Below are 16,428 nucleotides of genomic sequence, written 5' to 3'. Positions count from 1 at the left end.
TTACTCCAAAAATGAATCCAGAATCAATTTTAAGAAATTATATGCATTAGTTGTTGACATAACAAGGTTAATTTCTATATAGTCGAAAAATGCATAAATTTTGGATACAAAATCAATGAAACCCTTATTATCGCTCCTGACAATCCTTTTTTGTTTAACTATTATCGCTTGTGGCAATGACAAACCACGTCATTCCATTCATTTTGCCGTATCCGCTGAATATCCACCTTTTGAATACCAAGAGCATGGGAAGCTTAAAGGATTTGATATTGATTTGGCGAAACTTATTGCAAAGCATCTTGGAAAAAACGTTGTTTTTGACAATATGCAATTTAGTACAATTCTCCCCGCACTATCTTCAGGCCAAGTCGATGCGGCTATTTCTACCATTACGATTACTCCAGAGCGTCAGCAAAATTTTGATTTCACTGCTCCCTATTATTTTGAAACGATGGCGACTGTTTTTAGGAAAGATAATCCAATACAGTCCCAAGATGCTTTAAGGGGAAAAATAATCGCCTGTCAACTTGGCAGTACCATGGAAATTTGGCTAAAGAAGCATTTTCCTCATTCCTTCATTGTTGCAATGGATAATAATAATCAAGCAATAGAAGCACTGAAATCAGGCCATACCGATGTAGTATTAATGGATGGCCCCCAGGGCGCTATCTTTAGTCAAAAAAATCCATCTCTAAGCTATACCATTATTGCAAAATCTGAGGATGGCTATGGGATTGCTCTGCCCAAAAACTCTTTACTCAAAGCCAAAATCAACCGCATCCTAAATGCCCTTAAGGCCAATGGCGATATTGAAAAACTTCAGAAGAAATGGTTAGAGGGTGCAAAATGAACGAATTATCTAGCATGGCTCTTTTGATTGCCCAAGGCATCATTCTTACTCTTGAACTGTTGGCTGGTGGTCTTATTATCGGCCTTATCATTGGAGTAGCATTCGCAATATTGCGTCATCAGCACTTTGCAAAACCATTGATTAATCGCTTTATTTCCTTAACGCGAGGCACGCCGTTAATTCTACAACTAAGTTTTGTCTACTTCGCGCTCCCCGCCTTACTTGGTTTTCGAGCCAATGTTGTTGTCGCAGGCATGTTAACCTTTGGCCTTAATAGTTCGGCTTATATTGCAGAAATTTTACGCTCGGGAATTGAGAGTATTCCCAAAGGACAGTTTGAAGCCGCGAAAACCTTACAAATTCCCAATTTTTATTTGTGGAAAGACATCATTTTACCGCAAGTGATTAAAATTATTTGGCCCGCATTAATTAACGAAATGATAGCCCTTCTTAAAGAAACCGCCTTGATCTCTACCATTGGTGGCATGGATTTAATGCGACAAGCCCAGTCGATTGCGGCAGAGCAATTTACCTATTTTCTACCGCTTTGTATTGCAGGAGGTTATTACTACGGTCTCGTATTATTGATTGAATACTTCGGTAAAAAATTCGAACAGGAGGCAGTATATGCTTCATCTTAAAAATATCTACAAAACATTTGGTTCGTTAGTTATTTTGCAAAACATTAATCTGAGTATCGAGTCCTCGGAAGTGATTGGTCTAGCCGGCCCCTCAGGAAGTGGTAAATCAACATTATTAAGATGCATTCAAAAACTGGATAGTCTTGATGCAGGAAATATTGATTTTAAAGGAATTAGTGGTTTTATGTTTCAAGATTTTCAACTTTTTCCACACATGACGGTCTTAGAAAATTTAATTTATGCACCTTCAATAAACGATAAAACCCAATCACATGAACTTCGGGCACAACATTTATTAAATCACTTAGGAATCAGTGCCAAAGCGACTTCATTTCCACATCAATTATCGGGTGGACAGAAACAACGTGTCGCTTTAGCACGGTGTTTGATGATTAAGCCCTCCCTTTTACTCTGTGATGAACCCACCTCTGGGCTTGATCCTGCTGCAATTGATGAAGTCATTTCATTATTAAATTCAATCAAAACGCTAGGCGTTACAATGATCATTGCTTCTCACGACTTAGATTTCCTGGCTAAAATGAGTGATCGTCTACTCATTTTAAAACAAGGACAACTTGTCGCGGATGTAAAACCTAAGACACTTACTAATCCTGCACAAGCATTAAAACATTATTATCAGGAGGCTTCTTAATTATGACGACTGCAACCACCAAAATTGTCCTGGCTTACTCTGGCGGTCTAGACACGTCCGTGATGATTCCCTGGCTTAAAGAAAATTATCAACAGGCAGAAATCATTGCTTTGATTTGTGACGTGGGGCAACAAGAAGACCTGGAAGCAATTAAGAAAAAGGCCATCGCTAGCGGTGCGTCCAAGGCGTATCTTGTCAATGTACAGGAAGAATTTGTTACTCAATATTTATGGAAATTAGTTAAAGCTGGTGCTCTCTACGAAAATCAATACGTACTAGGTACAATTTCCAGACCACTTATTGCGCAAAAATTAGTAGAAATTGCACTCAAGGAAAATGCAAACGCCGTAGCCCATGGAGCAACTGGAAAAGGCAATGATCAGGTTCGCTTTGAATACACCATCAAAGCCTTGGCTCCTCAGCTTAAAATCATAGCGCCTTGGCGAATTTGGAGTATTAAATCTCGACAAGAAGCCATTGAATATGCGCAAGAACATGGCATAGAGGTACCCGTGACCCCTAAAGCGCCTTATTCACGGGATCACAATCTTTGGTATATTTCGCATGAAGGTGGTGTTCTGGAAGACCCTGGCCAGAGTCGCCCGGATGATTTGTTGTTAATGACAACTCCCATAGAAAAAACCCCCAATATCGCCGAAGAAATTAGTGTTTTCTTCGAAAAAGGAATTCCGACAGCCCTCAATGGAGTGAACTTACCCCCGGTTGAGTTACTCAAGGCACTCAATGAAAAAGCCGGGATTCATGGCATTGGTGTCTGTGATATTGTTGAAAATCGTTTGGTGGGTATGAAAATACGAGGAATCTATGAAGCTCCTGGCGCTGCTGTGCTTTATAAAGCGCATCAAATGCTGGAAAGTTTATGTCTAGATCGTCATTTACTACAACTTAAACAAGCACTGCAACATCACTATGCCAATTTAGTTTATGAAGGTCGTTGGTTTTCGCAGACAAAGGAAGCACTTGATGCGTTTATCGATATCACGCAAAAATATCTGACAGGAAGAGTTCAATTAAAATTATATAAAGGTAACTTAATTCCTTGGGGCATGAGTTCTCCATTTAGCCTGCACGATCCTGCCCTGGCTACTTTTGAAGCGGATACCGTGTATAACCAAAAAGATGCGGAGGGATTTATTAATTTATTTTCATTATCCGCTAAAGTGTATGGCATGGTTCATCATGGAGATAAGCATGACTAATAAAACCTGGGGTGGGCGATTTAAAAAACCTTTGTCTCCAGATGTTATGGAGTTTAATGCCTCTCTTCGCTTTGATTATATTCTTTACCCCTACGATATTGCAGGGAGTAAGGTCCATGCCCAGATGTTAGCACGACAAGGTTTACTCAGTCAGGAGGAAGTACAAGCCATTGAACATGGGCTCAGTGAAATTGAATTGGAACTTCAGCAAGGCAAACATGTTCTTGATGAAACTTGCGAAGACATTCACATGTTTATCGAACAATTGCTCATCGCAAAAATTGGCGAAACGGGAAAAAAATTACATACGGGCAGAAGCCGTAACGATCAGGTAGCACTCGATCTTAGACTTTATGCACGCAATGCCGGAGATGAGGTCAGTACATTATTGCAGAAATTGACGTGCTGCTTGCAAGAGCTTGCTCATAAACATGAACACGATAAGATGCCTGGCTACACCCATTTGCAACAAGCTCAACCTATTCATTTAAGCTGGTTTTTTAATGCCTACTTTAACATGTTTCAACGTGATATCAGTCGCCTGGACGATTGGTACGAACGTATGAATTTTTCTCCCTTAGGTGCTGGAGCCTTGGCAGGAAGCACGCTTCCTCTTGACAGACATTGGGTAGCAAAAACACTTCACTTCAAAGGGATTGTTGAAAATACCTTGGATGCAGTAAGCGACAGAGATTTTGTGATTGAGTTTTGCAGTGTCGCTTCCATCATCATGATGCATTTATCGCGCTTGTGTGAAGATCTAATTTTATGGGCAACCCAGGAGTTTAATTTTTTAACGCTCGATGATGCCTATGCGACTGGTTCATCTCTCATGCCCAATAAAAAAAATCCTGATGTCTTAGAGCTTATTCGTGGCAAAACAGGACGAATATTTGGTCATCTCATGGGGATTTTAACAGTGATGAAGGCCTTACCCTTAGCCTATAACAAAGATATGCAGGAAGATAAGGAGACCCTTTTTGATTCTGTTAATACATTAATCGCTTGTTTGCAATTAATGACACCATTTCTCAACAGCATTCGTTTCAATACAGAATTAATGAATGAAAAAGCAAAGGCTGGTTATTTAGATGCCACTTATGTTTTGGAATCTCTAGTGCTTCAAGGAAAACCGTTCAGAGAAGCTCACCATCAAGTGGGTCAATGGATCAGTGAAGCAATGGAGAAAAACTGCTCACTTAGCGAGTTGCTAAAATTTAAGCAACCTCGTGATTAATAGTTGATCCGGTGAAGGTCCCATGAAGTTGTTGCATCAGTACAAACAGAGCGAAGTTTTTTAACAGAGTATGGCTTGAGATTACTGCCCTTCTACTGGATTATCCTTCCTAAGTGCGTTAATTTAAAAGTATTTTGTTATCGAATAGAGATTGGAATGATAATCGCTTATCTAGATGATCAAATTATACAGGCCCATGAAATTACCAAAGAAAATATCGCCTTGGTCGATCGAGCGATATGGTTAGATTTGGTGTCTCCAACCCATGAAGAAGAGCAAATTGTTGAAGATAAGCTGGGATTGAACATTCCAACACGAGAAGAGATGCTGGAAATTGAACTTTCCAGTCGACTTTATAAAAATAAAGATGCTCTTTTTATGACGGCCAATATGATTGCTCAATCCGAATCCAATCCGAAACACGAAGCTGTGAGTTTTGTGCTTACTAAAGAAAAATTAATCACCATTCGTTATATCGACCCTTTGGCTTTTAAATTATTTGTTATGCAATTGCATAAACTTGATCTAAATCGGAGTAATCCAGCGCTCTTACTGATAACGTTGCTAGAAGCAACCGTAGACAGACTAGCTGATATTCTGGAGTCGGTAGGACACAATCTGGAAAAATTATCCAAAGTTATTTTTCATTCTCCAGCCAATCCCCCTGCGGGAGAAAAAACGGATTACCAACAAATTATTCAAAAGGTAGGTATTCATGCTGATTTAAACACTAATACCCGGGAATGCCTTCTTACCTTTAACCGTTTGATTGCTTTTTTTAGCCAATCCGCAGGCACACAAATTGATGCAGAGGGACAAACCAGACTGACGACTCTGAGTAAAGACATTAATTCATTGAGTGATCATGCGAGCTTTATTTCCAGTAAAATAAATTTTCTTTTGGATGCAACCCTAGGGTTAATTAACATTGAGCAAAACGCGATTATTAAAATCTTCTCAGTGGCCGCGGTAATATTTTTACCCCCCACGTTAATCGCCAGTATCTATGGAATGAACTTTAAATGGATGCCAGAACTTGATTTAAGATGGGGATATTGGGTCATTTTAGCTATCATGCTGCTTTCTGCCTTGCTGCCTTACAAATTCTTTAAGTATAAAAAATGGCTCTAATTCTGTAATTGCACGTTAGAACAAGGATGATTAAATGAAGTTACTGCCTATTTTGTTGGCTATTTTTCTCATAGGCTTAACCGCGTGTGAAAAAATAGCTCTTATGACGACCCCACAGAAAAAACCGATGCCTTCAAACACTGAACTTACTCGTAACGCCGAACACTATTTCTGGCAGACTCTCCATCATGGAAACTACCAAGACATTGAGAAAGCAGATTTCCTATTGATGGCAGCTTATTTACAAAATCCCAATGATCCTACTCTTGCAGCCCATATAGGGTTTCTTCACATTTGGAAAATTACAGAAAGACAGCGTCTCCCAAATAAATCCCCACTGATGACCAATGAAATTATTTTGGCAAAAAAATATTTTTCAGATGCATTACAGCTTCAACCTCATATGCCAATATACGAAGGCTTTTTAGGTGATAGCGAATTAATTGGGGGAAAAATTTTTCACGATCCCCAAGAAGAGGTTCGTGGCTATTTCAGGTTAAAACGAGCCATCAATAACTGGCCTGAGTTTAATTATTTTACTGCAGGTTATCCTATGAGTAGTTTGTCATATGAGGATAAGCACTTTAAAGAAGGCCTGGAATGGCAATGGAAAACACTCGATCTCTGTGCAGGTGAAAAAATTAACCGTCACTCCCCTGGTTTCGCAAAATATATGTCGCAAGAAACTACTGCAGGAAAAAAACGCGCCTGCTGGAACTCAATCATAGCACCTCATAATTTTGAAGGTTTCTTCTTAAACATGGGCGACATGCTCGTAAAATCAGGGGACTGGCAAACCGGAATTGCTATTTATCAAAATGCCAAACTTAGCAAAAGCTATTCATTGTGGCCCTACAAGCATTTATTAGAACAAAGAATTGTCTATGCCAAAGACAATGTAGTTAATTTCAGAAAAGAATTAACAACTCCGGATAAAGCGATTTTGTTTAATTCTGGTTATGGATGCGTTGCTTGTCACCAACATAAATAGTAGTAGATGCTGAAAATTATCCTCATCTACTACTCAACTAATTATCTACTTTGAATCATGGAGGGCACAACTCCGTTGTCATTTTCCAAAGCGTTAATTTTCTCGCGCAAAGAGGAGGGTAAACCGCGTTTAGAGGTTGGATCTGAGCCTAAAAATGGTGCTACCTGAGGACTGGTAAAAAAAGCAATTTGATAACGTTGCTGTAACTCCTGTCGGGTTGATTGTGTTTCAGGAGCAATCACCAACATTTTTCCATTCGCAAATTTAACCGAGGATGGTTTTTGGGGTTCTGAAGTCAGTGCACTCACCAAATCCCATAAACTACTGATGGGTTTACCATTGGCTTGAATTATTCGATGACTTTCACAGGCAAGACCACGATTTAGGGCAAAATTTTCATAGCCATCGGTTTCCTCCGATGCCAGAATACTTTGTAAAACCACAATCTCGTGCAATTCTTTACTTGTTGAAAGCTCAGAAAACTCCTTAAACATAGAGGGCACATTGGAATTATCAATGATTGTGCGTTGTCCTGTTGCATAACTCTGTTTAAACGTATCCATTAATGTTTGAGTGCAGCGTACAAAAACAAAGCCACCATTTTTCCCAGAGGGTTGAATGTGGTATTTAAGTGCTTTATCGTCTTTAGCACCTAAAATACTTCGGCCCAGTTGTTCATTTAATTTAATCGTCACCGTTTTAGTTTCCAACACCCCATTTTCATTCTTTCTTTGAATGCAAAACTCCATATTGTCCAGATATTTTTTTCGCTGTAACAAATAAAGAAAAGAGATAGGATGTTCTAATTCTTTGACCTTTACATTACCATCTGCTTGAATAGGGTGGTTATCGATTGCAAGAATAATGTCCCCTTCTTGAAGCCTATTTGAAGCACTTGAACTTTTAGGAACATTAGTCACGTAAATACCAGTTAGCTCTTCGTCTAATGCCATAGACTTCATTCCTAATTGCATTCTTAGGGAAGGGTTTTTTAAAGATTGCCACTCAAATGAAACTTGGGGCACAGTCACATAGTCAATCCATTGTTTGGCACGTAATTTTCCAAACTTTTTATAGTTTTCTATTACCTGTATCACTGTACAGGCAGGAATAAAATAACCGACATTACTTAACGAGCTATTACCTTGACTAACAATACCAATACACTGTTCTTTTCCGGTGGCAAGCGCCCGAGTGATAGGCCCACCACTATTTCCAGGATTAATGGGAGCACTCGTCTGGACTGTAATACCGGGAAGACGTGAGTATGCAATCTGCGATATTTCTATGCGTGAAATGTGACCTTTCGTAAAGGAAAGACCTTTTCCTCCCGAAGGATAACCGTAGGCATTCACTTCAGTTGAAGCCGATTGGAATTCGGTGTTCACGTCCAGAGGTTCAACTTTCTTTAATATTGAATTCTCTGCTTCAGTGGAGGTAGCTTTCAAGATGGCGACATCCATAATGGGGTCGACCCAAACCGCTTTTACCGGGAGTTCCGTGGAACCTTGATTGAATTTAACTTTCAAATAAGTTGTATTGGCTACAGCATGCGCATTAGTAATTAAATAAACTTTTCCTTCATATTTTATAATAGTAACAGTGGCGCTCGATTTAGAAGGCTGTCCTACAGACCATGCATTGATGTAGTTGACAGTTTGCTTGTCCGCTTCAAGCCTTAGCGTTGAATTCGTTAACATAAAGAACCCTATTAATAATGACTGACGGGCCATTATTAATAAAATAACTCTTATGTCAATTTAATATGCAATACAGTAGCTTACTTTACAAATATAATAAATTTGTTGCATAAATTAGTCTCTGGTGAACTAGCACTATTCTTTACGTTTCAAATCATCTAATATTTAAGCAAAATTTTTTAATAGGGATATTTATGTTTACTTTAATTTTATGTTTGTTTATTGCATGTCTTTTTCCATATCTTTCAAGAATTCCAGTAATGATAGCGATGAATAAACAACCCGCAGGTTATGATAATAATCTCCCCCGCGCGCAGCAGGCGGCTCTTACAGGATTTGGAGCACGTGCAGTCGCAGCGCATCAGAATAGTTTTGAGTCATTGATAATTTTTTCTGCTGCCATTCTAACTGCGCTATCGACAAATAATGCAACACAAACCATACAGGCTCTTGCAATTTTCCATTTAATTTGCCGGGTGGTTTATCATATTTTTTATTTATGCAATTGGGCGACTCTTCGCAGTACCATTTGGACATTAGGTGTTGTTGCTTCATTAGCAATCATCTGGTTATGTCTACCCTGGTAATAGTAAGGTTACTGGGTTTTTGCTTTTCGTTTAAAACCTAAAGCACGCAAACGTTCATCCAAACTAGGATGCGTTGAAAATGCATTATGCAATGATTTAATAGGATCAATGCTTGAGGGGTCAAACAAATAGGAAGCTTGGCGTACTTCTTCATGGGGTGTTTGGCCATACTCTTGCGTATACTGCTCAGCATTTTGTCGATGATCGTCACTAATTTTCAGTAAAGCTCTCGCCATAGGTTCGTTATCACGCATCAATTCTACAGCTCCTGCATCTGCCATATATTCACGTGTTCGACTTAAAAAGAGCGCGAGCACAACCGTTATGAGCGGCAACAAATAACGCAATAACATAATCACCATGAATAAACGACTATCTGCATTTCGTCTATCTCTCCGATAGAGCATGGAATAAAACATGATATCAATGATAATAAGCAAAAGATTACTTAATACTGCGACAGCTAATGTTAATTTAATGTCATGATGACGAATATGACTTAACTCATGCGACATCACTGCTTGCATTTCAGCCCGATTCAACTTCTCCATTAATCCACGCGTAATCGCTACCATTGCCGATTTTTCGCTATAGCCGCTAGCAAATGCATTCATGTAATTTGCTTCAATTAAATACACCCGCGGCATGAATTTCAATCCGGCTGCGACTTTCATTTCCTCAACCACATTGTATAACTGCTTTTCTTCAAGACTTTGTGCAGTTCCAGGAGTAATCAGCCGATAATCTGTGCCAAGCAACATAATACGATCATACAATGTATAGGTAATGAATAAAGAAAGGACCGCAACTCCCAACATTATCAATGTCGCATAAGGGATTACTTTCAATGTAATTAAAGCCAGATAACAATCTAGAAGTGTAGTTTGTGGATGTAAAGAGTCCAGAATCAGGGTATCAGCCAATAGGCCGACACCAATATAGACAGCAAAAAAAATCGCAATAACCATTCGTGTCTTACGTTCATTGCGCTTTAATTGCTCTCGCCAATCTCCGGCTGAAGCATGATAATCAATTAGTGACATAATTAGACTCAGAATTTAACGGTATAATCTTCATGCGCTTTAATTTGCTCTTGTGGTAATGACCAATACTCGAACTCTTTATCTAATTTGCTTGGAAATAAACTTACAACCAAGGACTCAAAAAATGATTTTTTCTTAGCGTAATAGCGCTCAATACTATCATTATACGCTTGTTTGGCATAGGAAAGCTTGTTTTCTGTATTCACAATTTCTTCTTGTAACTGCAATGCATTCGTATTCGCTTTCAAATCTGGATATTGTTCGAAAACAACGTTCAGACCTGACGCAATTTGTGAGATACCATTTTCTGCAGCAATCCTTGCCTTTTCATCACCTGAAGCTTTCGCAGCCTGCGCCTGATTACGTAAAGCCACCACATCTTTTAGAGTGGTTTGCTCATAATCCATGTATTTTTTTACTGTTTCAATCAATGACTCAAAAACTTTAAAACGACGGTCCAATTGAATATCGATTTGTCGTTTATTGTTATTAATTGCCTCAATCATCCCAATTAAGGTATTAAAAATACCAATCGACCAGAAAAATAAAAGCACTACGATGATTAAAATGGCAATGAGAAAGGTACCCATTTTTTATTCCCTGTGGTTAATCTTCTCCTAATTTATAGCTCTAAAATAGAGGAAAAAGCAAACGGTTATCAGAAAAAACAATTTGCTTTTAAGAGACGACAAATGATCAAATGACTTTCTGAAGCGTTGGCCATAAGTGGTAAAAGTGATGAACAGGTCCATGGCCTAATCCTAAGGTTTCATCTTTTGCGGCAACAATGGCCTGTGAAACATATTGCTTGGCTAATTGACACGCTTCTTTAAGTTCTAATCCTAATGCTAAGCCTGATGCGATCGCTGCCGACAAAGTGCAGCCAGTACCATGAGTATTTTTAGAGCTAATCCTTACACCAGGGAACCATTGAGCATTCCCTCCACCTTCTTGTAAATAATCATTTGAATGGTTTTCTCCTAAATGGCCGCCTTTTAACAACACATTTTTTGCACCTAGCTCTAATAGTCTTTTCGAAACAATCGACATGTCTTTTGTATTAGATATTGTTATTCCTAACAAGGATTCTGCTTCAGGAATATTGGGAGTAATCAAAGTAGCTAGAGGAATTAACTTTTCTTTTAACGTGTCTATTGCTGTGGGAAGCAACAATGGATCACCACTTTTAGCAACAAGAACAGGATCAAGAATAATGGGAATAGTTTGCGCATGCTCTTGTAGAAATGTAGCAACTACTTCGATAATTTCTGAGTTAAACAACATCCCTATTTTAATACAGTCAGGTCTTATATCCGAAAAAATTGCATCCAACTGATCATGTATTGCCGCTACAGGAATTTCATAGCAGGCCTTTACACCACAAGTATTTTGTATTGGCAATGCAGTTAAGACCGTCATACCGTAGCAACCTAACGCTGAGAAAGTTTTAAGGTCGGCTTGGATGCCAGCCCCACCTGAACCATCGAATCCTGCAATAGATAATGCTTTATGCTTCATTGACATCGACAAATAAAGAAAAGAAGTAGTTTACCAAGTTTTTAAAAATTTTCGATGTGAGCTAAGTAATGATTGACTGGGATAAACACGTCAATCATTACTGGAGTCATATATTATTGATCTGGATTAACTGGATTGGGTTCTGGAACTTCAGCAGGTATATCTGGAGTAGAATCGATACTCTTTGCCACTGGTGTTGACACATGGTGATAATAAAAAAAGGCCATAATTGCCACAAGGATAACAATAACCATTGTAGCAATACCAATATTCTTATTTGTCATAACTTAACTCCCTCTTTCCAATGGCTTTAAAATTTCACCATCGGTCCTTGTTATACCTTTTTAGTATAGCCAGAAATAGTTTATTGAGAAAATTTTTAGGGTAAAAACTGCAGGTTATTCCACACGAAGATTAAGGAATTGCCAAGGATCAGCTAAATCCAGGTTCTCCTTAAATAATTTTTCCCTGTTTCTAAGCGGATTCCAATCGGTATAATAACCTTTCACTTTACCAAGATAAGGCCTGGCTATTTCCAAAATAAATTGATAATCAAGTTCCTCTGGTTCAACGACACCTTTTTGTGGATTTTTTATTGCCCAAATTAATCCTGCTAAAACACCAGAAGCGACTTGCAAACTAGTGGCATTATTATGAGGAACCAATTGACGAGCCTCATGAATGGACAATTGCGATCCATACCAATATGCACCTCGAGTATGGCCCATTAACAATACCCCAAGTTCATCAATACCTTCCAAAATCTCGGAAAAAATGAGTCGCTTTTCTTCTTGTTCACACCATTCACTCCCTTGAAGTTCTAGTAACGACAAGATAGCATCAGGACAAGGCAGATACGCATAGTGAACGGTAGGACGATACAGATCGTCTTTGTTAGTTAAAGTTAAATAACTACCAATAGAAATAGCTTCAGCATGGGTAATTAAATAACCGTGATAAGATCCAAGACCAGGAGTCCAGGAACGCACTCTTGTACTTGCCCCAGGACGATTGAGATAAATAGCACTTTTGCTGCCAAACTCATGGTGATGAGCATCCTTTGGCCAATGACGTTCATGGCTACCCCAGCTAAGCTCAGCAGGTTGACTTCCTTCGGCAATAAAGCCATGCGCTGACCAAGTATTTACAAACTCATTGGCTAATTTAGGCCTTGGGGTAATTTGTGTATCGTGTTCAGCAATATGAATGACCTTTATACCCAGTGTCTTAGCTAATAAAGCCCATTCTTCTGCCGTGGATGGATGAGGCATAAGTAATTGTTCATCGTTCGCTAAATTCCACAAGGCTTGCTTTACAAAATGGGAAACCAAGCCTGGATTAGCACCATGAGTGATTACCGCCGTGGGTGCTTGATGTTTTTTTAGTTTTAAAACCTCTGTTCGCAGCGCATAATTTGAACGCGAAGAGGGGGACAGTGTTTTATCAACATAACCACCTTTCCAAGGCTCTGTACTGGCATCAAGATAAAGAATACCTTTGTCCTGACAAAGTTTTATCAGTGAAACGCTAGAAACATCCACAGATAAATTCAATAAAAAATCACCCTCTGACAAAATATTCATTAAAAAAGGCAGATAATTTTCCGGAGTAAGCGCCATAATCTCCAAAAAAAGACCAAATTCTTTGGCAACCTGTGCACCTTGTTCATCCTTGGTAATAATAATGATTTGCGAGGGAGTAAGTTTTAAATGACGAAATAACAGCGGTAAAATAGCCTGGCCGATGCTACCAAAACCTATGATTACAAGTTTATTCGATAAGGCTATGTATTTATTCTCATAATCTTCCATGTTTTCCCCATAGCAAAACCATAACCCAGGCGACTTTTTTCTTATCCTTTAAGCGTAGAAGAGATTCTAAGGGAAAACAAAAATACTTTACTCTGAATGATTTGCAGCCAAAAGCAATCCTTTGAATAAAGGCCAATCGGGGGCGTGTAAGCTGTCCACAAAACGCGCCTTATAAGAGCCTGGTTCTTTTGTTTTGGTGTAAGCTAATTGACCACATAAACCAAAATAGGCAGTTGCCATTAGCGCCGCTTTATAGAAATCATTCTGCAAGGCTGCAAAAGCAGCAATCACCGCAGTCAATGTACAACCCATCCCAGTAATAAGTGGCATTAACGGTGATCCAAACGGTAAATAACTTGCTTGTGTGCCGTCTGTAATGTAATCAACAGGGCCACTAACAATAACTATTTTATTTCCTTGTGCAAGTTGATTGGCTATATCCGTGGCTGTGCTGACATTGTCGACTGTTTCGACTCCTTTGGTATGACTATGTTCTCCTCCAAGAGCAAGTATCTCACTGGCATTACCACGAATTACATTGACATAAGGCAGTAACATTCTGGCAGTATCTGTCCTCAGTTGACTCGCCCCAGCGCCTACAGGATCAAAAATTATTGGTTTTTTTCGTGCGGCCGCTGCTTCAACAGCTTTTTGAATTCTTGCACAAAAGGCGGGATGAAGGGTTCCTAAATTAATATTCACTGCATCACTAATGTTCACTAATTCTTCAATTTCTTCTTCCGCTTCAGACATTAATGGCGCAGCCCCTAAAGCCAGTAAGCTATTCGCCATAAAATCCATGGTAACAACATTGGTTAAGCATAAGACAAGTGGTTTTTCTTGGCGTAAATTGACTACTGATAACTCTAATTCATTCATTAACGCCAGCATATTCTCTTCCTTCTATTAAATAACGGAGTTTTCGGGCCATCACCGCAGGTTCCTCTGCATCATGAAGAGCTTCAATAACAGCAATGCCTTTTGCACCAGCGGAGAGTACTTCAATGACATTCAATTGATGAATACCCCCAATAGCAACTATGGGATGTAAAGAACATCGGGCCAATTCCCTCACACCATCAATCCCCCAAAGTCGTCGAAGATTATGCTTATGCTTGCTCGCAAAAACAGCACTCGCTGCAATATAGTTTAGCTCGTAATTGTTCGCTCGTACCAACTCCTCTTCACTTTCAATCGACAAACCCAGCAACTTATTTGCACCTAAAACTTGTCTGGCTTGCACAGGCGAGCCATCAGTTTGACCTAAATGCACCCCTTCAGCATCTATTTCCAGGGCGAGCTTAATATTGTCATTAATAATCAGAGGAATTTGATAGGACTTTAGAAGTGCATGGAGTTCGGAGGCAAAGGGCAATAACTCTTGGAAAGACGCCTTCTTTTCACGAAGTTGCACACTGGTTATACCGGCACCTGAGGCAACGCACTGTTCGATAAAACGTAAATAGGCTGGCAATGAAATCTGTTGTCGATGAGTGATCAACATGAATTTATAAAAAGGGTCTCGCATAATATCCTTGACTAAAAAATAGTGAAAGGAATGGAGACAGCATAGCGGAGCTGCTATATAAATAGTCTGGTCTCACACTCCCTCCGCAGGTTTTAACCAGAGCAGGTTATAAGGGTTTTTCTCAGCCTTGCATCACTGCAAAGCACCCCCGGTGAAGGCACGTACTCTAGAGTAAGCGATACTCATTGTCAACGGCAAAGACGGCCCATCGCTCATCGCACATAACTTTATTGATCCGTGGTGTATTGAAAAAAATGGTTTAGAAACAGGACGCTTATGCATCATGAGCAACAAACCTTCCACTGATACCAAAATGTCAAATGGAAAGCCTATTCAGGAAGGCGTGCGCGTAAAGCTGCCTGAAGGCATCACTTGGGATATGCTGGCCAAAATGACGCCAGATGAGATTAAAGAAAAAGGGGTATATCCTCAAGGATTTTTGCCGTTACCTCATCCGAATCATCCTGAAGGAGGCATGCTTTTTCCCAAATTCGCAATTGATGAAATTAATAAACAGGAAAATCGCGATTTAACTCGTTTTGATTTGGATTTTGATTTGCCTGATCATTTCTTACCCCCTTTCCCAGCACCTATTTTCCTGACAACGCGACCTGATTTAGGCGATGTATCGCAAGGAAAATTGGTCACCATTAATAACTATTTTGAGCTTTTTAACGGAATACTAAATCCTAAGCAATTAGAAGGTTTAAGGTTATTAGTGACACCGTTCCCACAACAACAGTTTAATCAAACAGACGATCGTCGTACTAAAATTCCAAGCCGTGGCGTTGCTTGTTTTGATTGCCATGCGAATGGTCATACCAACGCATCCACGCACCTTGTCGGTGATATTCGCCCTCAAGAAGTACGGCACCGTCTCGATACACCAAGCCTAAGAGGCGTTAATATCCAGCGCTTATTTGGTTCACAACGGGCACTCAAAAGCGTCGAAGATTTTACCGAATTTGAACAACGCGCCGCTTATTTTGATGGAGATCCCGTCATAGCAACGAAAAAGGGTGTGAACATTCTTGAACGCGGTAGCCAAATTCATTTTATGGCGGAATTCCAGGAGTTATTAGATTTCCCACCAGCACCTAAATTAGCCATTGATGGCCATTTGGACCCAACGAAAGCGACAGAAGCAGAGCTACGTGGAGAGGCCTTATTTTTTGGCAAAGCCAAATGTGCGACTTGCCACACGCCTCCTTATTACACCGATAATACCATGCATAACCTAAAAACTGAGCGTTTCTTGAAGCCTGTGATGGTAAATAAAATGAAGGCTATTGGCGATGGTTCAATCAAAACCTTTCCCTTGCGCGGAATCAAAGACTCACCACCGTATCTTCACAATGGTCGTTTGTTGACCTTAGCTGATACAGTGGAGTTCTTTAATCTCATCCTGGAGTTGAAATTAACACAACAGGAAAAAGAAGATTTAACAACCTTTATGAAAGCACTGTAAGGTTAATTCCCAGTATTAAAGAGTGGTTATTGTTTACAAAACCACTCTTTT

The 16,428-nt window shown here is 39.5% G+C and carries 17 protein-coding genes and 1 riboswitch; of the genes, 9 read left to right on the top strand and 8 right to left on the bottom strand.

Annotated elements, in window-relative coordinates:
* The first annotated feature begins 115 nt into the window (after positions 1-115).
* The 7 genes from LHA_RS01970 (at position 116) to LHA_RS01940 (ending at position 6,722) form a co-directional block, all read left to right on the top strand.
* Complete coding sequence (locus LHA_RS01970) at positions 116-850, top strand: substrate-binding periplasmic protein (RefSeq protein ID WP_045105053.1); 735 nt, start codon at positions 116-118, stop codon at positions 848-850.
* Positions 847-1,491 (top strand): amino acid ABC transporter permease, encoded by a 645-nt coding sequence (locus LHA_RS01965; protein WP_045105052.1) that lies wholly within the window; start codon positions 847-849, stop codon positions 1,489-1,491. Before LHA_RS01970 ends, LHA_RS01965 begins: the two co-directional genes overlap by 4 nt.
* Positions 1,478-2,143 carry an amino acid ABC transporter ATP-binding protein gene (locus LHA_RS01960; protein WP_045105051.1) on the top strand — a complete coding sequence of 222 codons (666 nt, stop codon included), beginning with the start codon at positions 1,478-1,480 and terminating at the stop codon, positions 2,141-2,143. The genes LHA_RS01965 and LHA_RS01960 overlap by 14 nt, the downstream gene beginning before the upstream one ends.
* 2 nt (positions 2,144-2,145) lie before the next feature.
* Positions 2,146-3,363: an argininosuccinate synthase gene (locus LHA_RS01955; protein WP_045105050.1), complete on the top strand. Its 1,218-nt coding sequence runs from the start codon at positions 2,146-2,148 to the stop codon at positions 3,361-3,363.
* Positions 3,356-4,600: an argininosuccinate lyase gene (gene argH / locus LHA_RS01950; RefSeq protein ID WP_045105049.1), complete on the top strand. Its 1,245-nt coding sequence runs from the start codon at positions 3,356-3,358 to the stop codon at positions 4,598-4,600. The genes LHA_RS01955 and argH overlap by 8 nt, the downstream gene beginning before the upstream one ends.
* 156 nt (positions 4,601-4,756) lie before the next feature.
* Positions 4,757-5,731, top strand: a complete 975-nt coding sequence (gene corA, locus LHA_RS01945) for a magnesium/cobalt transporter CorA (RefSeq protein WP_045105048.1) — start codon at positions 4,757-4,759, stop codon at positions 5,729-5,731.
* Between the two features lie 34 nt (positions 5,732-5,765).
* Positions 5,766-6,722, top strand: coding sequence for a hypothetical protein (locus LHA_RS01940; RefSeq protein WP_045105047.1), 957 nt, complete (start codon positions 5,766-5,768; stop codon positions 6,720-6,722).
* Between the two features lie 41 nt (positions 6,723-6,763).
* On the opposite strand, the gene LHA_RS01935 is transcribed toward LHA_RS01940, so the two are convergent.
* Positions 6,764-8,422, bottom strand: a complete 1,659-nt coding sequence (locus tag LHA_RS01935; RefSeq protein WP_045105046.1) for a S1C family serine protease — start codon at positions 8,420-8,422, stop codon at positions 6,764-6,766.
* Between the two features lie 194 nt (positions 8,423-8,616).
* Here LHA_RS01935 and LHA_RS01930 point away from each other — a divergent pair, with 194 nt between their 5' ends.
* Positions 8,617-9,009, top strand: coding sequence for an MAPEG family protein (locus LHA_RS01930; RefSeq protein WP_045105045.1), 393 nt, complete (start codon positions 8,617-8,619; stop codon positions 9,007-9,009).
* Between the two features lie 8 nt (positions 9,010-9,017).
* Here the strand turns inward: LHA_RS01930 and htpX are convergent, their stop codons facing one another.
* The 7 genes from htpX to thiE all read right to left on the bottom strand — a co-directional run bounded on the left by htpX (position 9,018) and on the right by thiE (position 14,909).
* Entirely contained in the window at positions 9,018-10,052 is a 1,035-nt protein-coding gene (gene htpX, locus LHA_RS01925; RefSeq protein WP_045105044.1) for a zinc metalloprotease HtpX, read from the bottom strand.
* Between the two features lie 8 nt (positions 10,053-10,060).
* Positions 10,061-10,642, bottom strand: a complete 582-nt coding sequence (locus tag LHA_RS01920) for a LemA family protein (RefSeq protein WP_045105043.1) — start codon at positions 10,640-10,642, stop codon at positions 10,061-10,063.
* Positions 10,643-10,748: 106 nt separating this feature from the next.
* Positions 10,749-11,570: a bifunctional hydroxymethylpyrimidine kinase/phosphomethylpyrimidine kinase gene (thiD, locus tag LHA_RS01915; protein WP_045105042.1), complete on the bottom strand. Its 822-nt coding sequence runs from the start codon at positions 11,568-11,570 to the stop codon at positions 10,749-10,751.
* A 113-nt stretch (positions 11,571-11,683) separates the two neighbouring features.
* Complete coding sequence (locus LHA_RS16875; RefSeq protein ID WP_156413535.1) at positions 11,684-11,854, bottom strand: hypothetical protein; 171 nt, start codon at positions 11,852-11,854, stop codon at positions 11,684-11,686.
* Positions 11,855-11,968: 114 nt separating this feature from the next.
* On the bottom strand, positions 11,969-13,381 hold the full coding sequence (locus tag LHA_RS01910) for a homospermidine synthase (RefSeq protein ID WP_045105041.1): 1,413 nt from the start codon (positions 13,379-13,381) through the stop codon (positions 11,969-11,971).
* 87 nt (positions 13,382-13,468) lie between these two features.
* Positions 13,469-14,272 carry a hydroxyethylthiazole kinase gene (gene thiM, locus LHA_RS01905; protein ID WP_045105040.1) on the bottom strand — a complete coding sequence of 268 codons (804 nt, stop codon included), beginning with the start codon at positions 14,270-14,272 and terminating at the stop codon, positions 13,469-13,471.
* Complete coding sequence (gene thiE / locus LHA_RS01900) at positions 14,253-14,909, bottom strand: thiamine phosphate synthase (RefSeq protein ID WP_045105039.1); 657 nt, start codon at positions 14,907-14,909, stop codon at positions 14,253-14,255. The genes thiM and thiE overlap by 20 nt, the downstream gene beginning before the upstream one ends.
* 60 nt (positions 14,910-14,969) lie before the next feature.
* Positions 14,970-15,069: riboswitch (TPP riboswitch) on the bottom strand.
* Between the two features lie 123 nt (positions 15,070-15,192).
* On the opposite strand from thiE, the gene LHA_RS01895 reads away from it, so the two are divergent.
* Positions 15,193-16,377, top strand: coding sequence for a hypothetical protein (locus LHA_RS01895; protein WP_045105038.1), 1,185 nt, complete (start codon positions 15,193-15,195; stop codon positions 16,375-16,377).
* Positions 16,378-16,428 lie beyond the last annotated feature (51 nt).

The organism is Legionella hackeliae (assembly GCF_000953655.1).
Taxonomy (GTDB): domain Bacteria; phylum Pseudomonadota; class Gammaproteobacteria; order Legionellales; family Legionellaceae; genus Tatlockia; species Tatlockia hackeliae.
Note: the sequence above shows the minus strand (reverse complement) of the source record. Positions and strands in the feature narration are given on the sequence as shown.